Here is a 21,453-nt window from a genome sequence, read left to right as displayed (position 1 = left end):
CTGCGCGCCGCTGGCAGGACCGGCGATCAGTGCAGGTCGCCGAACGATGTGGAGCGCACGCCAGCGCTGGGGGATTGCGGTGCGGTCTGGTTGATGTTGATCCAGAACTCGCAGACGTGCTTCATCGCGCTGAGGAACTGGGCGAATTCCGTCGGTTTGGCGATGTAGGCGTTGGTGCCGGCCTCGTAGGCGCGCTGCAGGTCGCTGGGCTCGGTGGATGAGGTCAGCACCACCACCGGGATGTTGTGCAGCGTGTCCGAACCCTTGATTTCCTTGAGCACCCCGATGCCGTCAAGCAGGGGCATCTTCAGGTCCAGCAGCACCAGCACGGGATTACCACCCGGCCGGTCGGCAAAACCGTCGCGCCGGTACAGGTAGTCCAGCGCCTGCATGCCGTCGGAGACGTGGGTCACGCGCCCGTCCAGACCGTGGCGGGCCAGCGCCAGCTTGGTCAGTTCTGCGTCGTCCGGGTTGTCCTCGACCAGCAGGATGGCTTCAGCGTTCTTGTTCATGGTTCCAGGACCGAAGGTATGGAGTCGTGCGACGAGTCTGATGGGCTGCAGCCTTCAAAAGGCAGCGAGAAGTGGAACGTGCTGCCTTCACCCTGTTGGCTTTCGGCCCAAATGCTACCACCGTGGCGTTCAAGGATGCGTCGGGTCAGGGCCAGTCCGATGCCGGTGCCTTCGAATTCCGAAGCCCGGTGCAGACGCTGGAAGACGCCGAACAGCTTCTGCGCGTATTTGGTGTCGAAACCGACGCCATTGTCCTTGACGTAGAAGGTATAGCCCACGGCGGGGTCGACGCTCCAGCCGACCTCGATGCGGGCGCGTTCGCGGGGGCGGGTGTACTTGAAGGCATTGCCCAGCAGGTTGGCCCAGACCTCGCGCAGCAGAAGTGCGTCGCCCTGGACCACCGGCAAATCGGGTGCCACCACCCAGTCGACCACACGGCCTTCGGTGTCGTGCGCGATCTGGCTGACGACCGCCTCGACCAGCATGGTGAAGTCCACGGGCATCACGTTGACCGCCGAGCGGCCCAGGCGCGAGAACGCCAGCAGGCCGTCGATGAGCTGGCTCATGTGGCGCGCCGAGTTGCCGATGGTGCCCAGGTAGCGCTGCGTGGTGTCGTCACTCTTGTCGGCCAGGTGCTCCTCCAGCAGGCTCACGAAGCTGGAGATGTGGCGCAGCGGCGAGCGCAGGTCGTGCGAGACCGAGTAGGAAAAGGACTCCAGGTCCTTGTTGGCGGCCAGCAGCTGCTCGGTGCGCTCGACGACCCGGTTCTCCAGCTCGTCGTTGATGTTGCGCATCAGGTCGTCCAGCCGCTTGGCGTCGGTCATGTCGCGGCTGATCTTGGAGAAGCCGCGCAACTCCCCGCTGTCGTCCCGCAGCGCGATCAGGATCGAGTGGGCCCAATAGCGCGAACCGTCCTTGCGCGTCTGCCAGGTGTGCAGCTCGTGCTGGCCCCGAGATGCAGCCATGCGCAGCATCTGCGCGGCGATGTTCGATGCATCGTCCGGGTTGTCCGGCTGCAGCAGCTTGGCGTAGTGCTGTCCGAGCATCTCGGAGGGCGAATAGCCTTCCATGCGCTGGGCGCTGTCGGTCCAGTCGGTGATGCAGCCCTGGGCGTCCAGGAAGTAGATACTGTAGTCGCGCAGGTTGTCCGCCATGAGGCGGAACCGTTGCTCGCTCTCCAGCAGCTCCATCGACCGCTCGCGGATCCGCAATTCCAGCTCGTCGTTGAGCTGGTTCACGCGTTCCTCGATGCGCTTGCGTTCGGTGATGTCGATGATCTGGACGGTGATGCCCTGCACCAGGCCTTCATAGATGTCTGGCAGCAAGGTGGCCCGGATGTAGAGGTCCTCGCCGCTCACGGTCTGCCGCCAGGCTTCGTAGTGCTGGACCTGTCCGTCCAGCGCCGCCTGGTACCAGGGCTGGACCTCTTGCCAGATGGCGGCCGGCAGGCACTCGCTGATGTGCAGTCCAAGGATGCCTGCCGGGTCCAGGCCATACAGACGGCGATGCTCCTCGTTGGCGAAGCGGAACCGGAGCATGGCGTCCAGGTAGGCGATCACGCCGGGCACATGGTTGGTCACCGTCTGCAGGAAGCGCTGGCTCTCGCGCAGCGCCAGTTCGGCCTGTCTGCGCTGGGTGATGTCCACTACCGTGGTGTTGCTGCGCAGGAAGCGCCCCTGCTCGTCTCGCACGGCCGCCGATGACAGCAGCGCGTGGAACACCGAGCCGTCCTTGCGGCGCATCTCGTATTCGGCGCCCGCCAGCATCCCTTCACGGATCAGCCGCGCCATGCGGTCCTCCAGCAGCGGCACGCGCGAAGGCAGCACAACGTCGCGGTAGCTCAGCCGGCCGATGACCTCGTCGCGTTCGTAGCCCAGCCACTGCAGCTCGGTGTCGTTGATCGACTCGTACACGCCGTCGGCATTGAGCGAGTGGTAGCCGCAGGGCGCCTGGTTGTAGAGCGCCTGCGCCTGCTGAAGGGCATCGGCCAGCTGCAGGTTGGTGCTCTGCACACGGTCCTCCGAGGCTTTGCGCTCGGTGATGTCGACCATCTGGATGATCAGCCCCTGCACCTGACCATTCTCAACGTACGGCGTGTACTCGATGCTCGCGTAGAACTCGTGGCCGTCGGGGAAGCGGCGCAAGCCTTCGAAGTGCTGTGGTTCGCCGCGCATCGCGGCTTCCAGACGTACGCCGGCGGTTGCAAAGTCTTCGGGTCTGGCAATGTCTCGCAAGTGCAGGCCGATCAGGTTGGCCGGCTCCGAGCCCAGCCAGCGGGCGTAGCTGGCGTTGGCAAAGCGGCAGATCAGGTCGTGGTCGTAGAACGCCAGCTGCACGGGCACGGTGTTGGTGACGGTCTGCAGGAAGTTGCGCTGCGCCTGGAGGGCGTGCTCGGCCAGCTTGCGTGCCGAGATATCCATCAGGGTGTTGTTGGTGCGGACGAAGCGGCCCTGCTCATCGACCACCGCCGTGCTGCTGAGCAGCGCCACGAAGGTTGAGCCGTCGCGACGGCGCAGACCCACTTCGGTCGATTCCAGCTTGTCACCGCGGATCAGGCGCTGCAGCCGGTCCTTGATCATCGGCAGGTCCGCCGGGACGACCTGGTCTCGGAAGGTCATCTTGCCGATGACTTCCTCCCGGGTGTATCCCAGCCAGTCCAGTTCGGTCTGGTTGATCAGGACGAAGATGCCGTCGGCGTCCACCGAGTGGTAGCCGCAAGGGGCCTTGTCGTAGAGCGTCTGGGCGTCCTGCAGCGTCTGTCGAAGCCGTGCGTTGACAGCCGCCAGCTGGCTGGTCCGTTCCTGGACGCGGGTTTCCAGCTCGCTGTTGAGTCGCCGGATCTGGTGCTGCTGCTCGTAGGTTTCAGAGATGTCGCGCGAGACCGCCAGCAGCATCACCGGCTGGCCATCGCTGTCGGTGATCGGTGAGACCACGGTATCCCACCACCTGGGCGAGCCCTTGAACGTTTGGCCAAAGGCCACAAAGCGCGCGCTGCCGGCGTTGCGCGCCTGGTCAAGCGCCGCGCGTGCGAGGTTCTGTCCTTCTTCGGGCCACCAGGTGGTCCAGTCGCTGCCCCGGACCTGCTCAAAGTCATCGACTTCCACCAGCTTGCAGCCGCGGGCGGTCATCTGCAGCACGCGGCCCTGCAGGTCCAGCACCTTGGTGCAGTCCGGGCTGCTGGCGATGATCTGGCGGTTGAGCTCGTCCTTGATGCGGGCTTCAGCTTCCAGCTTGCGCAGCTGGCTGACGTCCTGCACGAAACCCAGCTGGCTGCTCAGGCGGCCCTGGTCGTCGAACTGGGGCATGTTGCGGGCCACCAGGTGGGTGATGGTCTCGCTGCCCGGGCGGATGATGCGGAACTCCAGACTGGTGGCCTTGGCGCTGGCCACGTCCTCGCTCCAGTGCTTCTGCACCGTTTCCAGATCGTCCGGGTGCACGCAGCGCATCCATCCGAAATCGGTGAATTCCTGGGGCTGCAGACCGAAGATCTGCTGCAGCATCGGATCGACCTGCTGCAGCTTGCCGTTCGCATCGATGCGGAACATGCCGATCGGGAAGACGCTGTTGAGCGCCGCGAGCACCGTGCTGTAGGGGTCCGACAATTCGCGGTGAATGCCGTTGTCCGGTCCGGTCAATGGGGTGTGGCGTCGCAGCTGGGCGAGCTCCGCGCGCAGGGCCTGCACCTCGGCTTCGAGCGCGCGCTCACGATCGGACACCTGCTCGTCAGGTGTCTTTCTGGCTTTGTTCCCAGGAAAGGGGTGGATTGCGCTCATCGCAGACCCACTTTACCGCAGGGGCGCGCGGCCCAGATGTGAAATCTGACCGTCAGAACCGGGGCAAATCCGGGTGGCTGATCTGGCCTGCGCGCACCAGCATCTTTCCGTATTCGGCACAACGTTGCAGAGTTGGAATCACTTTGCCGGGATTCAGTAGCTCTTTGGTATCAAAGGCGCGTTTGACGGCAAACATCTGTGCGTTTTCCTCGGCGGAAAACTGGACGCACATGCTGTTGACTTTTTCCACACCCACGCCGTGTTCGCCGGTCACGGTACCTCCCATGGCGACGCTGGTTTCCAGGATGTCGGCGCCGAACAGTTCGCAGCGGCGCAGCTGGTCCGGGTCGTTGGCATCGAACAGGATCAGCGGGTGCAGGTTGCCGTCGCCAGCGTGGAACACGTTGGCGCAGCGCAGGCCGTATTTCTTCTCCATCTCGCCGATGGCGATCAGGATGTCGGCCAGGCGCTTGCGCGGAATGGTCGAGTCCATGCACATGTAGTCCGGGCTGATGCGGCCCGAGGCCGGGAAAGCGTTCTTGCGGCCGCTCCAGAAGCGCAGGCGCTCGGCCTCGTCGCGGCTCACGGCGATGGCGGTGGCGCCACAGCCGCGCAGCACGGCGCTCATGCGGCCGATTTCCTCTTCCACTTCTTCGGGCGTGCCGTCGCTTTCGCACAGCAGGATGGCTGCGGCGTTCAGGTCGTAGCCGGCCTTGACGAAATCCTCCACCGCGGCGGTCATGGGCTTGTCCATCATCTCCAGCCCGGCCGGGATGATGCCGGCGGCGATGACCGACGCCACCGCGTCGCCGGCCTTCTGGATGTCGTCGAAGCTGGCCATGATGCAGCGCGCCAGCTGCGGCTTGGGCACCAGTTTGACCACCACCTCGGTCACGACGGCCAGCATGCCCTCGCTGCCGATCACCAGCGACAGCAGGTCCAGCCCCGGCGTGTCCAGCGCGGTGCCACCGAACGTGACCGGCTCGCCTTCCACGGTGAAGCCACGCACCTGCAGCACGTTGTGCACCGTCAGGCCGTACTTGAGGCAGTGCACACCGCCGGAGTTTTCGGCCACGTTGCCGCCGATGGTGCAGGCGATCTGGCTGCTGGGGTCGGGCGCGTAATACAGGCCGTGCGGCGCGGCCGCCTCGCTGATGGCGAGGTTGCGCACGCCGGCCTGGACCACGGCGGTGCGGGAGCGGGCGTCGACCGACAGGATCTTGTTGAACTTGGCCAGCGAGAGGGTCACGCCCATGGCGTGCGGCATGGCGCCGCCCGAGAGGCCGGTGCCGGCACCGCGCGCGACCACCGGCGCGTTCAGCGCATGGCAGGCCTTGAGCACGGCCGACACCTGGGCCTCGGTCTCGGGCAGTGCTACCACCAGCGGCCGCTGTCGGTAGGCGGTCAGGCCGTCGCATTCGTAAGGCACGGTGTCCTCGGCGTGCCAGAGCAGGGCATGCGCAGGCAGCACGGCCAGCAGGGCGCGCACCACCTCGGCCTGGCGGGCGGCGCGCTCGGCGCGGGTGACTTCGGCGGGGGCGGTGGGGGCGTTCATGCGGCGCAGTGTACGGCTGGCCGCCCGGTTGCACATTGAAGAAACTTGCAGCCAGTCGTGAGAGGAGTTGAGCGGTTTTGACGCGCATCAAGCACCGGGGGGCTTGAAAAGCGCCGAATCCGAATCCATGTGTCTGGCACGGGAGCAGCGATGACCGCTCCCCCGACTGCACCACCATTTTCAGGAGTGAACGCCATGAACCATCTGATCGCACGCACCGGCCTGTTCGACGACTTCTTCAAGGACGTCGCCCCCGGCTTTTATGTCCGTCCGCTGCACGGCGACTCGTTGCCTTCGCCTTCGCAGATCAAGATCGACGTGAAGGAAACACCGTCGGCTTACACCGTGGTGGCCGAAGTCCCGGGTGTGGCCAAGGAAGACATTCACGTGACGGTCGAAGGCAGCGTGGTGACCCTGCGGGCCGAGATCAAGCAGCAGGACAGCCAGACCCAGGACGAGAAGGTGCTGCGCACCGAGCGCTACTACGGCGCCGTGGCCCGCAGCTTCCAGCTGGCCACCGATATCGACAACGAGAAGTCGAAGGCAAAGTACGAGAATGGGGTGCTGACGCTGACGCTTCCCAAGAAGCTGGCGCTCGCGGGGCAACGCCTGAACGTTGAGTGATCAGCTGAGGGAGTTGCGCAGCCACTCGGCAAAGGCGGCGCACTCCCAGCGGTCCATGGTGCCGGTTCGCCAGCACAGGTAGTGCGCGTGCGGGCTGGGCACGTGGCGCGGGTAGAGCGGCACCAGCGTGCCGTTCTCCAGCCAGGGCGCGGCCAGCTTCATTCGCACCAGGGCCACACCCATGCCCACTGCGGCGGCGTCGCACATCAGGCCGATGTCGTTGAACTGCGATCCATCCACCGGCTCCGGCCAGTCCAGGTCGTGCGCAGCGAACCAGGTGCGCCAAGGCTCCAGCGGGCTGCGCAGCAGCGGCTCACCTTCCAGGTCCTGCGGCGTCTCGAACGGCCCGTGTTCGCGTACGAAAGCGGGTGAGGCCAGCGGTGTGACCTCGTCCTTCATCAGGCACACATGCTCCACGTCGGCGTAACGACCGGTGCCGAAGCGGACCATCAGGTCCGCGTCCTCGGCCACCACGTCCAACAGCGGGATGCTGACCTGCAGCGTCAGGTCGATCTCGGGGTAGGCGTCGGAAAACTGCTTGAGGCGCGGCAGGAGGATGGAGCGCGCAAAGGTTGGCGTGACCGCCAGCCGCAGCTTGCGCCGGCCCGGTGAGGCTGCGCTGCTCGGGAATTTCTGCAGCGAGGCCAGGCCCTCGCGCACCTGCGCCAGGTACTCGCTGCCCTCGGTGGTCAATGAAAAATCCGCCCGTCCGAACAGCTTGGTCCCCAGGATCTGTTCGAGCTGCTTGATGCGGTGGCTCACCGCGCTCGGTGTCACGCACAGCTCGTCCGCCGTCTGCGTCACGCTGCGCAGGCGCGCCAGCGCTTCAAACGTCAGCAGACACTGGATGGGCGGGATGCGGATGGTCATCTGGACTATTTGAATACGACCGTCTTGTGGCCGTTGAGCAGCACGCGGTGCTCGCTGTGCCACTTCACCGCGCGCGCCAGCACCTGGCTCTCGGTGTCGCGGCCCAGGGCGGTCAGGTCTTCCACCGTGTCGGTGTGGTCCACGCGGGCCACATCCTGCTCGATGATCGGGCCTTCGTCCAGGTCGGCCGTCACATAGTGCGCGGTCGCGCCGATCAGCTTCACGCCGCGGTCGTGGGCCTGGTAATACGGCTTGGCGCCCTTGAAGCTCGGCAGGAAGCTGTGGTGGATGTTGATCGCCTGTCCCGAGAGCTCGCGGCACAGGTTGTCCGACAGGATCTGCATGTAGCGCGCCAGCACCACCAGTTCGGCGCCTTCGCTGCGGATCACCTCCAGCTGTTTCGCTTCGGCCTGCGCCTTGGTGGCGGCCGTGAGCGGGATGTGGTGGAACGGCACGTTGTAGCTGGCGGCCAGCTGGTAGAAGTCGCGGTGGTTGCTGACGATGGCGCGGATGTCCAGCCGCAGCAGGCCGCTCTTCCAGCGGAACAGCAGGTCGTTCAGGCAGTGGCCTTCCTTGCTGACGAAGATCACGGTCTTCATCGGCTCGGCCAGCGGGTTCAGGCTCCAGCGCATGGCAAAGGGCTCGGCGAACGCCGTCAGGTGCGTGCGCAGCTCGTCCTGCGTCAGCCGGTCGCAGGTGAACTGGACACGCATGAAGAACAGGCCGGTGCCGTGGTCGTTGTACTGGGCGGCTTCTTCGATGTTGCCGCCACGCTCCAGCAGGAAGCCCGAGACGGCGTGCACGATGCCGGGGCGGTCCTGGCAGGAGAGGGTGAGAACGTAGGTGTGGATCATGGTCGGCCGGATTGTCGCAGGGTGGCTGCGGCCCCATATGGTGAAATCCCGGGCATCAACAACGATGGGCGATGGAGGGGCGGCGGTGGCGCATCCGGTGTGCGGTGGATGGAAAGGGTGGCTGGTCGGGGTGTGCCTGCTGGTGCATCTGACGGCGGGGGCCATGACCCTGGAGCGGGTGGGGGGCACCCTGTACGCGACCGGGGAGGTCGGCGGCGACGACTTCCTGTCGTTCAAGGCGCAGCTGGCGCAGCCCGGGCTGCGGCGGCTTGTCCTGGTGGATTCGCCGGGTGGCGACCTCTGGACCGCTCTGACGGTCGGAGAGGCCGTCCGAGGCGCGGGGCTGGACACGGTGGCGGTGGGTCGGTGTATGTCAGCCTGTTCGGTCCTGTTCGTCGCAGGGAAGAGCCGCAGCTTTGGAACGGGCAGGGTGCCGGGCAACAGCCTGCTGGGCATTCACGGAGGCTACGAGATCGACTCCGGACGACAAGCCTTTGGTGTCGGGACCGCCCTCTATGCGTTCTTCCGCCGCCAGCTCGGGGAGGCGATGAACGACGGGGTGATCAACGAGGCGATCTACGGGTTCAAGCAGTCCCGAGGGCTTCTGGTCCTGCGCGACATCGAACGCAACCCAGCCCCGGCCAGCCAGGCGGCGCTGTGTCTCAACGTGTTCCAGCCCGCGACCTGCAAGGTTCAGGCAGGCAAGGATGCGTTCACCCTCGGGCTGGTGACGCAGCGCGAGACGGTTCCGATCGACCTGCCGGCGTCGATGCGGCTGCAGCTCAGGCACTTTGGCCAGGCGGTGAAGGACACCCCTTTCGATCTGGCCACATGGGGGCAAGCGGTCCGGCCGGTGATGTGCCCCAAAGGCAACTGCCCGGAGGTGGACCAGTTCTTCAAGACTTTCGCGACCGCGCCCCAGCACAAGGCCATCGCATGGGACGAAGGAGTGTCTGGCGGACCCATGACACGGGCGCACGTCAGCGGTGGGGCCAGCAGCCCGGAGGTGGCCATGGCCCGTGCACTGCTGGGGTGCAACCAGCGCAACGGCCAGCCGAGGCTGTGCCGCCCGCTGGCGCTGGACGACCAGGACCTTCGGCCCCTTCTCGATCGGCAGGCGCAGCAGGTGCGAGAGGCGCTGACGCAGCTGCCGTCCCCCTCTGCCACGGCCCTGGCGGAGGAAAAGACCGACTTCTGCAGCGGCGAGGCCTCGAAGCGCAAAGCGATGGAGGATGAGGCCTACGACACGGCCGCGCCCTGCACGCTGCGCGGCGTGCAACGCATCGACACGGCGGTGCTGGCGCGCATGCTCTCGGAAGGCCAGCGCCCGATGCTGGTGGACGTCTCGCCCGACGACGGCATGGTCCCCGGGGCGTTCGCCCTGCTGGGTTCGGGGGCGTCTTTCGACGACGCAAAGCAGGAGGCCGCCGTCCACCAGCGCTTCGAAGGGCTGATCCGCGCCGCCGCACCCGACCCCACCCAGCCGCTGGTGTTTTACGGAGGCGCGCGGGCGGGCTGGCTGTCGGCGAACGCGGCGCTGCGGGCGGTGCAGGCTGGCTACACGCAGGTCTACTGGTACCGGGGTGGCCTGCCGGCCTGGACGGCGGCGGGATTGCCGACGGTGGGCAAAGTGGCCCTGGGCGTGGTGTACTGAACAGACCTCGTTTTCGCGCCGCCCCGCTTCGTCGAGTGCGAACAGATTGATACCATGGTCGATGTGCTGGCCGACGCCACCCGGCGCCACGCCTGACAACCGTCCACACTTTCCGCCGCAAGGAGGCTCCTCATGGCCATCATGGATTTCCTGAATCGCCAGTTCATCGACGTCATCGAATGGACAGACGACTCGCGCGACACGCTGTCGTACCGCTTCCCGGACGACGACAAGCAGATCAAGAACGAGGCCCAGCTGATCGTGCGCGAGAGCCAGATCGCGCAGTTCGTCTACGTCGGCCAGTTCGCCGACACGCTGGGGCCGGGCCGCCACACGCTCAAGACCGAGAACATCCCGATCCTGTCGGACCTGCTGGGCTGGAAATACAAGTTCCAGACGCCGTTCAAGGCCGATGTTTACTACGTCGTCACCCGCGTCTTCACCGGCAACAAGTGGGGCACCTCCAACCCGGTGATGATGCGCGACGCCGACTTCGGCGTGGTGCGGATGCGCGCCTTCGGCACCTACGACTTCAAGATCGTCGACCCCGTCAAGTTCCTCAAGGAGGTGGCCGGTACCGACCACCACTTCCGCCTGGACGAGTTCAACGACGTGATGCGTTCGCGGCTGGTCAGCGTGTTCAGCGAGACCCTGGCCAAGGCCAAGGTGCCGGCGCTGGACGTGGCCACGCGCTACAGCGAACTGGGCGAGGCGCTGCTGGAGCCGATCAACGTCGCCACGCGCGAGAAGTACGGCATCGAACTCACCGCCTTCGTGGTGGAAAACGTGTCGGTGCCGCCGGAGCTGGAACAGGCGATCGACAAGCGCGGGGCCATGACCGCCATCGGCAACCTCAACGACTACGTCAAGTACAACATGGGCAACGCCCTGGCCGAAGGCAAAGCCGGCACGGCCGGCATCGGCGCCGAGCTGGCCGCTGGTCTGGCCATGGGCCAGTCGATGATGCAGGGCATGGCCGGTGGCGCCGCGCAGGCGCCTTCGCAGCCGGGTCTGGTGCCCCAGGCCCCTGCGGCGGCCGCCGCCCCGGCCGCGGCGCCCATCGCACTGATGACGCCCGAGCAGGTGGCCGAGGCTCTGGGTGTGAGCCCGGCGGATGTGCTGCAGGAGCTGGAGGCGGGCAATCTCAAGGGCCGCAAGATTGGCAGCCAGTGGCGCGTGCCGCAGGCGGCGCTCGACGAATTCCTGAAGGGTTGATCGCGCCCGCATGCAGCTGAATGAAGTCACCGCGCGCCAGAAGCTGGCCTGCCCGGCCTGTGGCGGCGAGGCGCAGTGGAACCCGGCCAAGAAGGCGCTGATCTGCGCCTACTGCGGCACCGAGTCGCCTTACGAGGTCCAGGCCGACGGCGAGATCGTCGAGCACGATCTGGTGTCGGCCCTGCAGTCGATCCCGCAAAGCGCGCGCGGCTGGCAGGACCAGCGCCGGCCGGTGCGCTGCCAGCACTGCCAGGCGATCAGCACCTTCACGAACGCCCAGCAGGGCAAGGCCTGCGATTTCTGCGGTTCGACCGCGCTGGTCGAGTTTGAGGAGACCGGCGACATCATCCGGCCCGAGAGCCTGCTGCCCTTCGACGTGAGCGAGCCCGCCGCGCGCGACAAGCTGCGCAGCTGGTACAAGTCGCGTTTCTGGGCACCCAACAACCTGGGAGGCAAGGCGCTCACCGACACCGTCAAGGGGGTCTACCTGCCGTATTGGACTTTCGACGCCGAGGTCAGCGCTCGCTACACCGCCGAGGGCGGCGAGTACTACCAGAACCAGAAGGGCGAGCGGCAGGTGCGCTGGTTTCCTGTCAGTGGCCACGTGCGGCATTTCTTCGACGACACCCTGGTCTGCGGTTCGCGCGGGGTGCATCCGCGGCTGGTGGAGGCGGTCGAGCCCTTCCCCACTGCGTCCGAGCGGCTCAAGCCCTACGACCCGGGCTACCTCAGCGGCTGGACGGTGGAGCGCTACCAGCTCGATCTGGTGGCCGCCGCCCAGCGAGGGCGCGAGCGCATGGTCGATGCGATCCGGCGGATGTGCGCGCAGGACATCCGCGCCGACACCCACCGCAACCTGCAGGTGTCCCCGAGCTTCGACCGCCAGACCTTCAAGCACGTGCTGCTGCCGGTCTGGCTGGTGGGCTACCGCTACGGCGCGAAGGACTACCAGGTGGTTGTGAACGGCGCCACGGGGCAGGTGGCGGGCGAGTACCCCAAGAGCTGGGTCAAGATCGCGCTGGCGGTGATCGCCGGGCTGATCCTGCTCTACATCGTGGCCTCGCTCGAAGGCCGCTGAGCGTCGGGCCGCTTCAGCGGCCCATCTGCTGCCGCATCTCGGCGCAATGGTCTTTGGCAGGCGTCGGTGGCGTGACCCACTGGCGGTCCGCTACCGCCGGATCGACTGGCCCGGCCACGTCGCCGGCCAGTGCCATCACCACGCGGTGCGGCTGCCCGGCGGGCAGGTGGCGCGGCACCCCCAGGTCGCGCTGCACGTGGCCGTTGCCCGCAATCAGCAGCACGGTGCGCCCCGGCTGGAGCGCGTCTACGGCGGTCTGCGCCATGGCGCGGTCGCGGGCGATCTGGATGCGGGTCATCGGTGCGATCTGGGTGTCGGGCAGCAGCTGGCAGTGGCCGTCGTGGATCGCTTCGCGCTGCCGCTGCAGGGCCGGCGCGGGCAGCGTCCCGTCCAGGGTGGCATCGGCCATGGCCGTGCGCATCCCGGCACGGGGCAGGTTGCCACCCAGCACCGGCACCCCGGCGCGCACCGCCGAGAGGATGGTCGGGCCGTACACGGCCCAGGGCCAGGCGCCCGTGTTGCGCTCGGCGGTCCAGTCCAGCGCTGCCCGCACCTGGGCCTCGCTGGCATCGGGGGGCAGGCGGCGGGTGTCCCGGCCTTGCTCGACCATCTCCAGCACCAGCGCCCCCAGTTCGCCGCGGGCCGCCAGCTGCTGCACGGTGTCGCGCTGCAGGGCCTGGTGCTCGGGGGCGTCGTGCTGCTCTCCGACCAGCAGTAGGGGCGTGGGCAGCAGGCCCTGGAGGTCCGCCGTGATGCGGGGCATGGCACTGCAGGCCCCGAGCACCCATACCATCAGGGCTGCGGTGAACCGGCGTACGGTTACAGCGGGTCGACAGATCATGGCCCGATACTACGCGTCCCGCTGTTGTTGCGTCGGCGCCTTCCCGGTGCCCTGTCCGTGTCGCCTGTTCCCGATCCTGAGACCCCGACCACCCGGGGCGCCCCGTTCGTCCTTCGCGTCTTGCTGACCCTGGTGCTGGCCTTCGGGGCGGCGCGCCTGTGTGTCTGGCTGAACACGCCCATTCCCTGGATGCTGGGACCGCTGCTGGCGACTGCGCTGGTGTCGGTGTTCGGTGCGCCCACGGCAAGCTGGATCCCGCTGCGCAATGGTGGCCAGTGGGTGATCGGCGCGGCGCTGGGCCTGTACTTCACACCGGCGGTCGGGGTGTTGGTGGTCGGGCTCTGGTGGGCGATCGCGCTGGGCATCGTCTGGGCGCTGGCACTGGGCCTGGGGTTCGGGGCTTGGCTGCGGCGTGTCCATGCGCGGCAGCTGGGGCATCTGAGCCCGGCACAGTTGCGCAGCACCACCTATTTCGCCGGCGCCATCGGCGGTGCTTCCGAGATGACCCTGATCGCGGAACGCCACGGCGCGCGCACCGATCTCGTGGCGGCGGCCCACAGCCTGCGCGTGCTGCTGGTCACCGTGACCATTCCGTTCGCCATGCAGGCCTGGGGTGTGTCCGGTCTGGAGCCGGCACCTCCCGGTGCGCGCGCCGTGGACATCGCGGGACTGGCGCTGCTGGGCGGTCTGACCCTGGCAGGCATTCTGGTGATGCGCCGGCTGGGTCGGGCCAATCCCTGGTTCATGGGCGCCCTGGTGGCCACCATGGTGCTGACGCTCAGCGGCGTGACGCTGTCGGCGATTCCGCCCGCGCTCAGCGCCGCGGCGCAGCTGGTGATCGGCGTGAGCCTGGGCGTGCGCTTCACACCGGCCTTCGTGCACACCGCGCCGCGCTGGCTGGGCTCGGTGGCGCTGGCCAGCCTGTTCATGATGGCGGTCTGTGCCGGCTTCGCCTGGCTGCTGTCCCTGATGACGGGCCTGCACCCGGCCACCATGGTGCTCGGCACCTCGCCGGGTGGCATCGCCGAGATGTCCATCACCGCCAAGGTGTTGCAGCTGGGCGTGCCCATGGTGACCGCGTTCCAGGTCTGCCGCCTGGTCGCGGTGCTGATCCTGGCCGAGCCGGTGTACCGCTGGTGGATGGCGAGACATAAAGACTGAGTGCCCAAAAACCGAAGCCCGGCAGGTGCCGGGCTTTGGGAGAGAAGGGTTTGAGTCCAGGATGCGGTGGAGCCGGCTTCGCCGGGCCGCTCGCATCGACCCCTGGGGGTGACGCGCCGCAGGCGCGGCGCGGGGGGAGCCCTCAGTGCATGACCACCGGCATCTGGGCCAGCGAGGCGTAGCCTTCGAGCGTGTCTTCCACCTCTTCTTGAGAGGGCGTGTTCTGCTGCCAGGCCTGGATCTGTTCCTGGAACATCTCGGCCCAGGAGCCGTCGAGGTAGACCTCCTTGCCCGAGCGCTTGTCGACGATTTCAAAACCATGGCGGGGAATCTGCGGGCCCAGGAGGCGCTGCGCTTCGGCATCTTCCGGCGCATTGGCCAGGATGTGGACCACCGCAAAGGCATCAGAGTCGTAGAGCATGTGCATGGCTGTATTTCCTTCCACAGGGCGAAACAGTGCGCCTGTTGTCACTTATATCGGCAATTCGCCGCCGGGCTTCAGGCCTGTTGCATATTTAGATGGCCCTGTGGGCCGAAGTTTCAAGATGCGTGTGTTTTTCGGCACAGTTCATCGCTTCACTGCAGCTGGGGTTGGGACGGTGTGGCTTGCAGCACCGGCAGGTCCTGCAGGACCATGTCCAGGTAGTCGCCGTTGGGTTCGGTGATGCGGATGCGGCCGGGCAGGTGGGCGTAGGCCGTCATCAGCCACACCTCCACCTTGCGGTCGTATTCCTTGCGCGGCGAGCGGGTGAGCCGCACGGTCTGCACCTCGCCGGCGGGCAGGGGTTCGTTGGCGACCGGTCCAACCTGGAACAGCCAGATCTCCGACGTGTCTACGCCGCTGACGGGAAGGCGCAGCACGCTGCCCTCGGTGTACGCCTGTGGCCGGGCGTTGAACAAGGCCGAGAGCTGGAAGTTCACCGACAGGCGGTCTTGCGCGCCGGGCAGCAGCTTGGCGTCCGGTGCGTTGTTGCTGAAGCGCAGCCGCTGGCCCTCACGGTCGAAGTGCGCGGCCCGCTCGCTGCTGCGGCGCTGGTCGGTGAAGCGGTCGGGCACCAGGCCCTTGGCGCTGAGCTGCCCCTTGCTGGTCTGCGAGAGCACGGTGAACACCAGCACACGCACGGTCAGCCTGGCCTCGTATGCGTTGCCCTCATTGGACCACTCCAGTTGCGCAGAGCCGTTGTAGGTTTTGCCTTTGGAAATGGAGGTGGCGGTGAAGCGCAGATCGGCGCCCGGCGGCGGCAAGGCTGGCGGCAGGCCGGCGTCGGCCAGTCCGGCGCCCTGGCCCTGGACCGTGCTGGCCGCGACCTCGGTGGCCGCGGGCAGGTCCGACACCGGGGCGGGCGGATTGACAGGTGTGGCCTCGACCGGGGGCGGTGCGGGCGGCTCCGGCGGCGGCGCCACGGCCACTTCGACCGGCGGGGGCTCGGCCGGAGGTTCGGCGGGGGGCTCCACCACGACCGCTTCCACCGGCGGTGGTGGCGGGGGTTCGACCACCTTGGGAGGAGGTGGTGGTGGCGGCGGCGCCGGCTCGGGTGCTGGCGGCTTGGGCAGGATCCAGCGCACGCGGCTGGAGCGCACGGGGGGCGGAAGCTCCTCGCTCGCGGCAGCGGCCAATTCGGGTGGTGGCGGCGCGCCGGTCGCCTCGGGCGCGCTCGCCGGATCGGATGCGGTCGCTGTGAACATGTCCAGTGACAGGCCGGACAGGCCGCCGCTGAGCAGGCTCAGGTGTGCCAGCAGCACGCCCGCGCCCAGCGCGAACAGCACGCGCCGGCGCGGTGCCGCGCGCTCGACGGGGAAGTGCGGCTCGGCAGCGGTCATGGCGTCGGCCGGTGGCCCAGATCGTCGCTGAGCTGGCGGGCGCAGCGACGCAGCGCCAGGGCGGGTGCGCCGTTCCAGTCGGTGTCCAGCGTCGCCACCGAACCCAGCACCACCAGACCCAGCGCCAGCCGGCCCTGGGCGTCGAACACCGGCGCGCAGAAGCCGCCCACGCCGGGCAGCAGGCTGTGCACCACCCGGCCCAGGCCCTGGGCGCGGGTTTCATCGAGCAGGGCCTGGACATCTTGCAGCGTCTGCGGCACGTCTTCCAGCGGCAGGCCGTTGCGCGGCAGCTTCTTCACCCGGGCCAGTTCCTCGCGGATCATGGGGGCGATGCGCTGGGCGTCGCGGCCTTCCTGGCCCATGAACGCGGCGAAACAGCGCCCGGTGGCCGAGGTCAGCAACGGCATCACGTCGCCCAGGCGCAGGGTGACCGGCACGGTCTGCGGGGCCTCGGCCCAGTGCACCATGGTCGGTCCCTGGTTGCCCCAGACGGCAATCGCCAGCGTGTGGCCGGTCTCGGCCAGCAGGGCCGGGATGCGGTCGCGCGCCAGCTTCACGGCGTCCAGCCGGCTCAGGCTGGCCAGCCCCAGGCGCAGCGAGGCTGGACCCAGGTCGTAGCGCGTGCTCACCGGGTCCTGCATCACCAGGCCCATGCGCTGGAAGCTCACCAGGTAGCGGTGGGCCTTGGCCGCGCTCATGCCGGCGGCGGCGGCCAGGTCGCGCAGCATCAGCGCTCCGGGGGCCTGGGACAGGGCGTTGAGCAGCTCGAACCCGACCTCGACCGACTGGATGCCGGCGCGCAGATGCTCGGTGTCCGTTTCGGTGGTGTCGCGTGGGGTGGAGGCCTTGGAGGCTGGGGTTTTCGCGGCGGGCATCGGAACAACGGTGGGGAGCGCTGGGGTGGAATGAGGGGTTTTCACACGCAAATGTGCGCCGTGAACTAGAATGCGATTTTTACGTATAGGTTAACGAATTTCACTATTCGTAATCATGTAAACCCCACAACCCGCAGGAGACTCGCATGAAACTCGCCACCTACAAGGACGGCTCGCGTGACGGACAATTGGTGGTCGTCTCGCGCGACCTGACGACCGCCCATTATGCGACGGGCATCGCCACCAAGCTGCAGCAGGTGCTGGACGACTGGAACTTCCTGGCGCCCCAGCTGCAGGATCTGTATGTGACGCTCAACCAGGGCAAGGCACGCCACGCCTTCCCGTTCGACCCGGCCATGTGCATGGCGCCGCTGCCGCGCGCCTACCAGTGGGCCGACGGCTCGGCCTACATCAACCACGTGGAGCTGGTGCGCGCCGCCCGCAACAGCGAGGTGCCAGCCAGCTTCTACGAAGACCCGTTGATGTACCAGGGCGGCAGCGACGACTTCATCGGCCCGCGCGATGACGTGATCGTGCCCAGCGAGGACTACGGCATCGACTTCGAGTCCGAGATCGCGGTCATCACCGGGGATGTGCCGATGTGCGCCACGCCCGAGCAGGCGCTGGACGGCATCCGCCTGCTGATGCTGGTCAACGACGTCAGCCTGCGCAACCTGATTCCGGCCGAGCTGGCCAAGGGTTTCGGCTTCTTCCAGAGCAAGCCGGCCACCGCCTTCAGCCCGGTCGCCGTGACGCCCGACGAGCTGGGCGACGCCTGGCAGGGCGGCCGCGTGCACCTGACCCTGCAGAGCACCTGGAACGGCCGCAAGGTCGGCATGTGCGACGCCGGGCCGGACATGACCTTCCACTTCGGCCAGCTGATCGCCCACATCGGCAAGACGCGCAACGTGCGCGCCGGCTCCATCGTCGGCTCGGGCACGGTGAGCAACCGCGGCGTCGAGGTGGATGGCAAGAAGGACTGGCCCAAGGGCTACTCCTGCATCGCCGAGAAACGCGCGATCGAGACCATCCTGGACGGCAAGCCCTCGACCGAGTTCATGAAGTTCGGCGACACCATCCGCATCGAAATGAAGGGCAAGGATGGCCAGAGCATCTTCGGTGCGATCGAGCAGAAGATTGCCCCGCTGAACCAGGACTGAAGGGGGCAACCGCCCCCTTATGATCGGCCGCACCATGCGAAGGGTGCGGCCGATTTCATTTGTGCAGTGTGAGGCGGTGAAGACCGTCGGTGGTGCCCATGGCTGAGGGCACGCAGCGCCGCTACGAGGCACCGTGCCCGGGTTGCGGTGCCCCCGTCGCCTTCCAGAGCGCCCAGTCCACCCACGCGGTCTGTGCCTACTGCCATTCCAGCGTGGTGCGCACCGCCGATGCGCTGGCCCGCCTGGGCCGCATCGCCGACGAGTTCACCGACTACAGCCCGCTGAAGATCGGCGCCACCGGACAGTGGCGGGGCCAGGCCTTCACCCTGGTCGGTCGGCTGCAGCTGGGCAACGCCGCGGCGCGCTGGACCGAGTGGCAGGCGGTGTTCGACGACCAGAGCCTGGGCAGCCTGAGCGAAGACAACGGCAGTTTTGTCTTCAGCGTGCCGCGCAAGGTTTCGGGCAGCCTGCCGGCCTTCAAGGACTGGCGTGTGGGCCGCAGCCACGTGCTGGGCGGCGAGACCTTTGCCGTCAGCGCGGTCACCGAGGCCTCGGTCCTCGCGGCGCAGGGCGAGCTCTCGCACCTGCCGGAGCCTGGCCAGGTGTTCGGCGTGGTTGAGCTGCGCAACGACACCGGTTCGGTCTGCAGCATCGACTACGCCAGCGAGCCGCCTGCGGTCTGGCTGGGTCGACAGGTCCCGCTCGACGAACTGAAACTCGCGGGCCTGGCGGGCGACGCGGTGCGCAAGGACGACGGGCGCCACTTCAACTGTCCGAACTGCGCGGCGCGGCTGGAGGTCAAGCTCGACACCACGAAGAGCATGAGCTGCCCGTCCTGCGACGCGCTGATCGACCTGTCGGCCGGCATCGGCGGCGAGCTCAAACACGCGATCCAGGACGAGCCGGTGCGGCCGCTGATCCCCCTGGGCACCGTGGGCCAATTGCGCGGCGCGTCCTGGCAGGTGGTGGGTTACCAGCACCGCAGTGGCACCGAGCTGGGCGAGGACGAGGTGTTCGGCTGGCAGGAGTACCTGCTCTACAACCGCAAGGAAGGTTTCCAGTTTCTGGTCGACGCCGAAGACGGCTGGAGCCTGGTCAAGCCCGCCACTGGCGCGCCCAAGGTGTCCTCGGGCGGCAAGACCGCCACCTACCTGGGCAAACGCTACCAGCTGCAGTACAGCTACCGCGCCGAGACGCAGTACGTGGCCGGCGAGTTCTACTGGAAGGTCGAACGTGGCCAAGTGACCGAGAACTCGGACTACGCGCAGGGCGGGAACCTGCTGTCGCTGGAGAAGTCGCGGGACGAATGGACCTGGTCGGTGGGCGAGCGGCTGGACAGCGCGGTTGTCGCCAAGGCGTTCAACCTGGACCAGAAAAAGGACCTGTTCAAGCGCGGCGACGCGACGCCCCTGAGCAGCGACGGCTGGTCGGTCGGCAAGGTGATGCTGTTCGTGGTGGTTGTGCTGATCGTGGTGATGATCGAGCGGGGCTGCGACGATTGCGACCCCCAGGTCGAGAACTGCAGTTCCACCTCCGGCCGCTGGGGCGGGGGCTCCTACGGCGGCAGCTCCAGCGGCGGCTGGCACAAGTGAACCGGTTTTTCCCTCTCCACATTTCGACAGGAGCAACAGATGGACATTGAATGGCTCAGGCCCGCGGCGTTTCTGGGATCGATCCTGTTCGCGCTGATCGGCGTGTTGGTGTTCTGGATCAGTTTCATCGTGATCGACAAGCTCACGCCCTACGACCTCTGGAAGGAGCTGGTCGAGAACCGCAACATGGCGCTGGGCCTGGTGGTCGCAGCGATGTCGCTGGGCATCTCGATCATCGTCGCCGCGGCGATACACGGCTGACGTGCCGGCCACCGACGACCGACTGGCCCGAGCTCCGGGTCCGGTGGAGATCGCGCTGTTGGCCAGCGTGTTTCTCGTGGCCGCCTGCGGCCTGGTGTACGAGCTCGCGGCGGCGGCGCTGGCGTCCTATGTGCTGGGCGACTCGGTGCTGCAGTTCTCCACCGTCATCGGCACCTACCTGTTTGCGATGGGCATCGGCAGCTGGCTCTCGCGCCATGTCGAGCGGCAGCTGCCGGCCCAGTTCCTGCGCATCGAGCTGCTGATCGCGCTGATCGGCGGGCTGCTGCCAGCGCTGCTGTTCCTGGCCAACGCCTACCTGCCCGGCGCGTTTCGCGGGCTGCTCTACGGCCTGGTGCTGCTGGTGGGCACGCTGGTGGGGCTGGAGATCCCGCTGGTGATGCGCATCTTGCGCCGCCATGTGGTGCTCAAGGACCTGGTGTCGCAGGTGCTGACCTTCGACTACCTCGGCGCGCTGGCGGTGTCGATCGCCTTCCCGCTCTGGTTGGTGCCGCAGTTGGGCCTGGCGCGCACCGGCCTGCTGTTCGGACTGATGAACGCGGCCGTGGCGTTCTGGGCGCTGTGGCTGTTCCGGCACGAGATCCGCGCGCGCGCGGCGCATGGGGTGGCGGCGGTGCTGGTGCTGGCGGCGCTGCTGGCGGCCTGGGCGCTGGCCGACCGCATCACCACCGCCGCCGAAGACCGTTTCTTCGAGGACAAGGTGGTGCTGGCCGAGACCTCGCCCTGGCAGCGCATCGTGCTCACGAACGGCGCCCATGGCCACCGCCTGTTTCTCAACGGCAACCTGCAGTTTGCGCAGAGCGACGAGTACCGCTACCACGAGGCGCTGGTGCACCCGGTGATGTCGGCCTATGCGCGCGGTGGGGGCGCGCCGCGGCGCGTGGCGGTGCTCGGTGGCGGCGACGGCATGGCGGTGCGCGAGATCCTGCGCTACCCCGGCGTGGAGCAGGTGACCCTGGTCGAACTGGACCCGGCCATGACCCGCCTGTTTTCCAGCGATCCGGCGCTGCGCCGCCTCAATGCCGACGCGCTGCGTTCGCCGCGGGTCGAGATCGTCAACGCCGACGCCTTTCGCTGGCTGGAAGAAGGCCAGGACATGTTCGACGTGATCGTGGTGGACTTCCCCGATCCGACCAACTTTTCGGTCGGCAAGCTCTACACCCAGTCCTTCTATGCGCTGCTGTCGCGGCGCCTGTCGGCCAGCGGTTTTGCCGTGGTGCAGACCACCTCGCCGCTGGTGGCGCGCCAGAGCTATTGGACGGTGGCCACCACCATCGAGGCTGCGGGCCTGCGCACCGCGCCGTACCACGCCCACGTGCCCAGCTTCGGCGAGTGGGGCTTTATCGTCGCCAGCCACCGGCCCTTCACGCCCGCCGTCACGGCCCTGCCCGATGGGCTGCGTTTCCTGACCCCCGACACGCTGCCGCTGTTGTTCAACTTCCCGGTCGACATGGGGCGCGTGCCGGCCGAGGTGAACCGGCTGTCGAACCAGGTGCTGGTGCACACGTACGAGACGGAGTGGGGGAAATTGAAATGACCCCCCTGCGCCGCTGCGCGGCTTCCCCCCTGAAGGGGGGACCACGCTGGTG

The 21,453-nt window shown here is 67.5% G+C and carries 18 protein-coding genes; 9 read left to right on the top strand and 9 right to left on the bottom strand.

Annotation, left to right across the window (positions count from 1 at the left end; translation table 11 throughout):
- Positions 1-26: 26 nt before the first annotated feature.
- The 3 genes from ACFOPI_RS13565 to ACFOPI_RS13555 all read right to left on the bottom strand — a co-directional run bounded on the left by ACFOPI_RS13565 (position 27) and on the right by ACFOPI_RS13555 (position 5,840).
- Positions 27-512 carry a response regulator gene (locus tag ACFOPI_RS13565; protein ID WP_066157393.1) on the bottom strand — a complete coding sequence of 162 codons (486 nt, stop codon included), beginning with the start codon at positions 510-512 and terminating at the stop codon, positions 27-29.
- A complete protein-coding gene (locus ACFOPI_RS13560) occupies positions 509-4,228 on the bottom strand; it encodes a PAS domain-containing sensor histidine kinase (RefSeq protein WP_382174627.1) in 3,720 nt (1,239 codons plus the stop codon). Before ACFOPI_RS13560 ends, ACFOPI_RS13565 begins: the two co-directional genes overlap by 4 nt.
- Before the next feature lie 109 nt (positions 4,229-4,337).
- Positions 4,338-5,840, bottom strand: coding sequence for an FAD-linked oxidase C-terminal domain-containing protein (locus ACFOPI_RS13555; protein ID WP_382174625.1), 1,503 nt, complete (start codon positions 5,838-5,840; stop codon positions 4,338-4,340).
- A gap of 195 nt (positions 5,841-6,035) precedes the next feature.
- Here ACFOPI_RS13555 and ACFOPI_RS13550 point away from each other — a divergent pair, with 195 nt between their 5' ends.
- Positions 6,036-6,464 carry an Hsp20/alpha crystallin family protein gene (locus ACFOPI_RS13550; RefSeq protein ID WP_066157385.1) on the top strand — a complete coding sequence of 143 codons (429 nt, stop codon included), beginning with the start codon at positions 6,036-6,038 and terminating at the stop codon, positions 6,462-6,464.
- On the opposite strand, the gene ACFOPI_RS13545 is transcribed toward ACFOPI_RS13550, so the two are convergent.
- Positions 6,465-7,334, bottom strand: coding sequence for a LysR substrate-binding domain-containing protein (locus ACFOPI_RS13545; RefSeq protein WP_382174623.1), 870 nt, complete (start codon positions 7,332-7,334; stop codon positions 6,465-6,467). It lies immediately after the preceding gene.
- 5 nt (positions 7,335-7,339) lie between these two features.
- On the bottom strand, positions 7,340-8,188 hold the full coding sequence (gene purU / locus ACFOPI_RS13540) for a formyltetrahydrofolate deformylase (RefSeq protein WP_382174621.1): 849 nt from the start codon (positions 8,186-8,188) through the stop codon (positions 7,340-7,342).
- 85 nt (positions 8,189-8,273) lie between these two features.
- On the opposite strand from purU, the gene ACFOPI_RS13535 reads away from it, so the two are divergent.
- The 3 genes from ACFOPI_RS13535 to ACFOPI_RS13525 all read left to right on the top strand — a co-directional run bounded on the left by ACFOPI_RS13535 (position 8,274) and on the right by ACFOPI_RS13525 (position 12,135).
- Entirely contained in the window at positions 8,274-9,842 is a 1,569-nt protein-coding gene (locus ACFOPI_RS13535) for a rhodanese-like domain-containing protein (RefSeq protein ID WP_382174619.1), read from the top strand.
- 132 nt (positions 9,843-9,974) lie between these two features.
- A complete protein-coding gene (locus ACFOPI_RS13530; protein ID WP_382174617.1) occupies positions 9,975-11,057 on the top strand; it encodes an SPFH domain-containing protein in 1,083 nt (360 codons plus the stop codon).
- Between the two features lie 10 nt (positions 11,058-11,067).
- On the top strand, positions 11,068-12,135 hold the full coding sequence (locus ACFOPI_RS13525; protein WP_382174615.1) for a zinc ribbon domain-containing protein: 1,068 nt from the start codon (positions 11,068-11,070) through the stop codon (positions 12,133-12,135).
- Positions 12,136-12,148: 13 nt separating this feature from the next.
- On the opposite strand, the gene ACFOPI_RS13520 is transcribed toward ACFOPI_RS13525, so the two are convergent.
- The gene (locus tag ACFOPI_RS13520; protein WP_382174614.1) at positions 12,149-12,898 is read right to left on the bottom strand and encodes a ChaN family lipoprotein; all 750 of its coding nucleotides are present in this window, start codon (positions 12,896-12,898) and stop codon (positions 12,149-12,151) included.
- Positions 12,899-13,033: 135 nt separating this feature from the next.
- On the opposite strand from ACFOPI_RS13520, the gene ACFOPI_RS13515 reads away from it, so the two are divergent.
- Positions 13,034-14,137 (top strand): AbrB family transcriptional regulator, encoded by a 1,104-nt coding sequence (locus ACFOPI_RS13515; RefSeq protein ID WP_382174612.1) that lies wholly within the window; start codon positions 13,034-13,036, stop codon positions 14,135-14,137.
- Between the two features lie 142 nt (positions 14,138-14,279).
- On the opposite strand, the gene ACFOPI_RS13510 is transcribed toward ACFOPI_RS13515, so the two are convergent.
- The 3 genes from ACFOPI_RS13510 to ACFOPI_RS13500 form a co-directional block, all read right to left on the bottom strand.
- Complete coding sequence (locus tag ACFOPI_RS13510) at positions 14,280-14,564, bottom strand: BTH_I0359 family protein (protein WP_066253592.1); 285 nt, start codon at positions 14,562-14,564, stop codon at positions 14,280-14,282.
- Positions 14,565-14,713: 149 nt separating this feature from the next.
- The gene (locus ACFOPI_RS13505) at positions 14,714-15,958 is read right to left on the bottom strand and encodes a DUF3108 domain-containing protein (protein ID WP_382174610.1); all 1,245 of its coding nucleotides are present in this window, start codon (positions 15,956-15,958) and stop codon (positions 14,714-14,716) included.
- Positions 15,955-16,833 carry an IclR family transcriptional regulator gene (locus ACFOPI_RS13500; protein WP_382174608.1) on the bottom strand — a complete coding sequence of 293 codons (879 nt, stop codon included), beginning with the start codon at positions 16,831-16,833 and terminating at the stop codon, positions 15,955-15,957. The genes ACFOPI_RS13505 and ACFOPI_RS13500 overlap by 4 nt, the downstream gene beginning before the upstream one ends.
- Positions 16,834-16,979: 146 nt before the next feature.
- On the opposite strand from ACFOPI_RS13500, the gene ACFOPI_RS13495 reads away from it, so the two are divergent.
- From ACFOPI_RS13495 to ACFOPI_RS13480, 4 genes are all read left to right on the top strand, one after another.
- Positions 16,980-17,993 carry a fumarylacetoacetate hydrolase family protein gene (locus ACFOPI_RS13495; RefSeq protein ID WP_382174606.1) on the top strand — a complete coding sequence of 338 codons (1,014 nt, stop codon included), beginning with the start codon at positions 16,980-16,982 and terminating at the stop codon, positions 17,991-17,993.
- A 98-nt stretch (positions 17,994-18,091) separates the two neighbouring features.
- The gene (locus ACFOPI_RS13490) at positions 18,092-19,585 is read left to right on the top strand and encodes a DUF4178 domain-containing protein (RefSeq protein WP_382174604.1); all 1,494 of its coding nucleotides are present in this window, start codon (positions 18,092-18,094) and stop codon (positions 19,583-19,585) included.
- Positions 19,586-19,624: 39 nt separating this feature from the next.
- Entirely contained in the window at positions 19,625-19,846 is a 222-nt protein-coding gene (locus ACFOPI_RS13485) for a DUF350 domain-containing protein (protein WP_382174602.1), read from the top strand.
- 1 nt (position 19,847) lies between these two features.
- The gene (locus tag ACFOPI_RS13480; protein ID WP_382174600.1) at positions 19,848-21,401 is read left to right on the top strand and encodes a polyamine aminopropyltransferase; all 1,554 of its coding nucleotides are present in this window, start codon (positions 19,848-19,850) and stop codon (positions 21,399-21,401) included.
- Positions 21,402-21,453 lie beyond the last annotated feature (52 nt).

Origin of the sequence: Hydrogenophaga luteola, from assembly GCF_042648585.1 — a bacterium.
Lineage (GTDB): Bacteria > Pseudomonadota > Gammaproteobacteria > Burkholderiales > Burkholderiaceae_C > Hydrogenophaga > Hydrogenophaga luteola.
The sequence above is the reverse complement of the archived record's forward strand: the minus strand, read 5'-3'. Positions and strand labels throughout refer to the sequence as shown.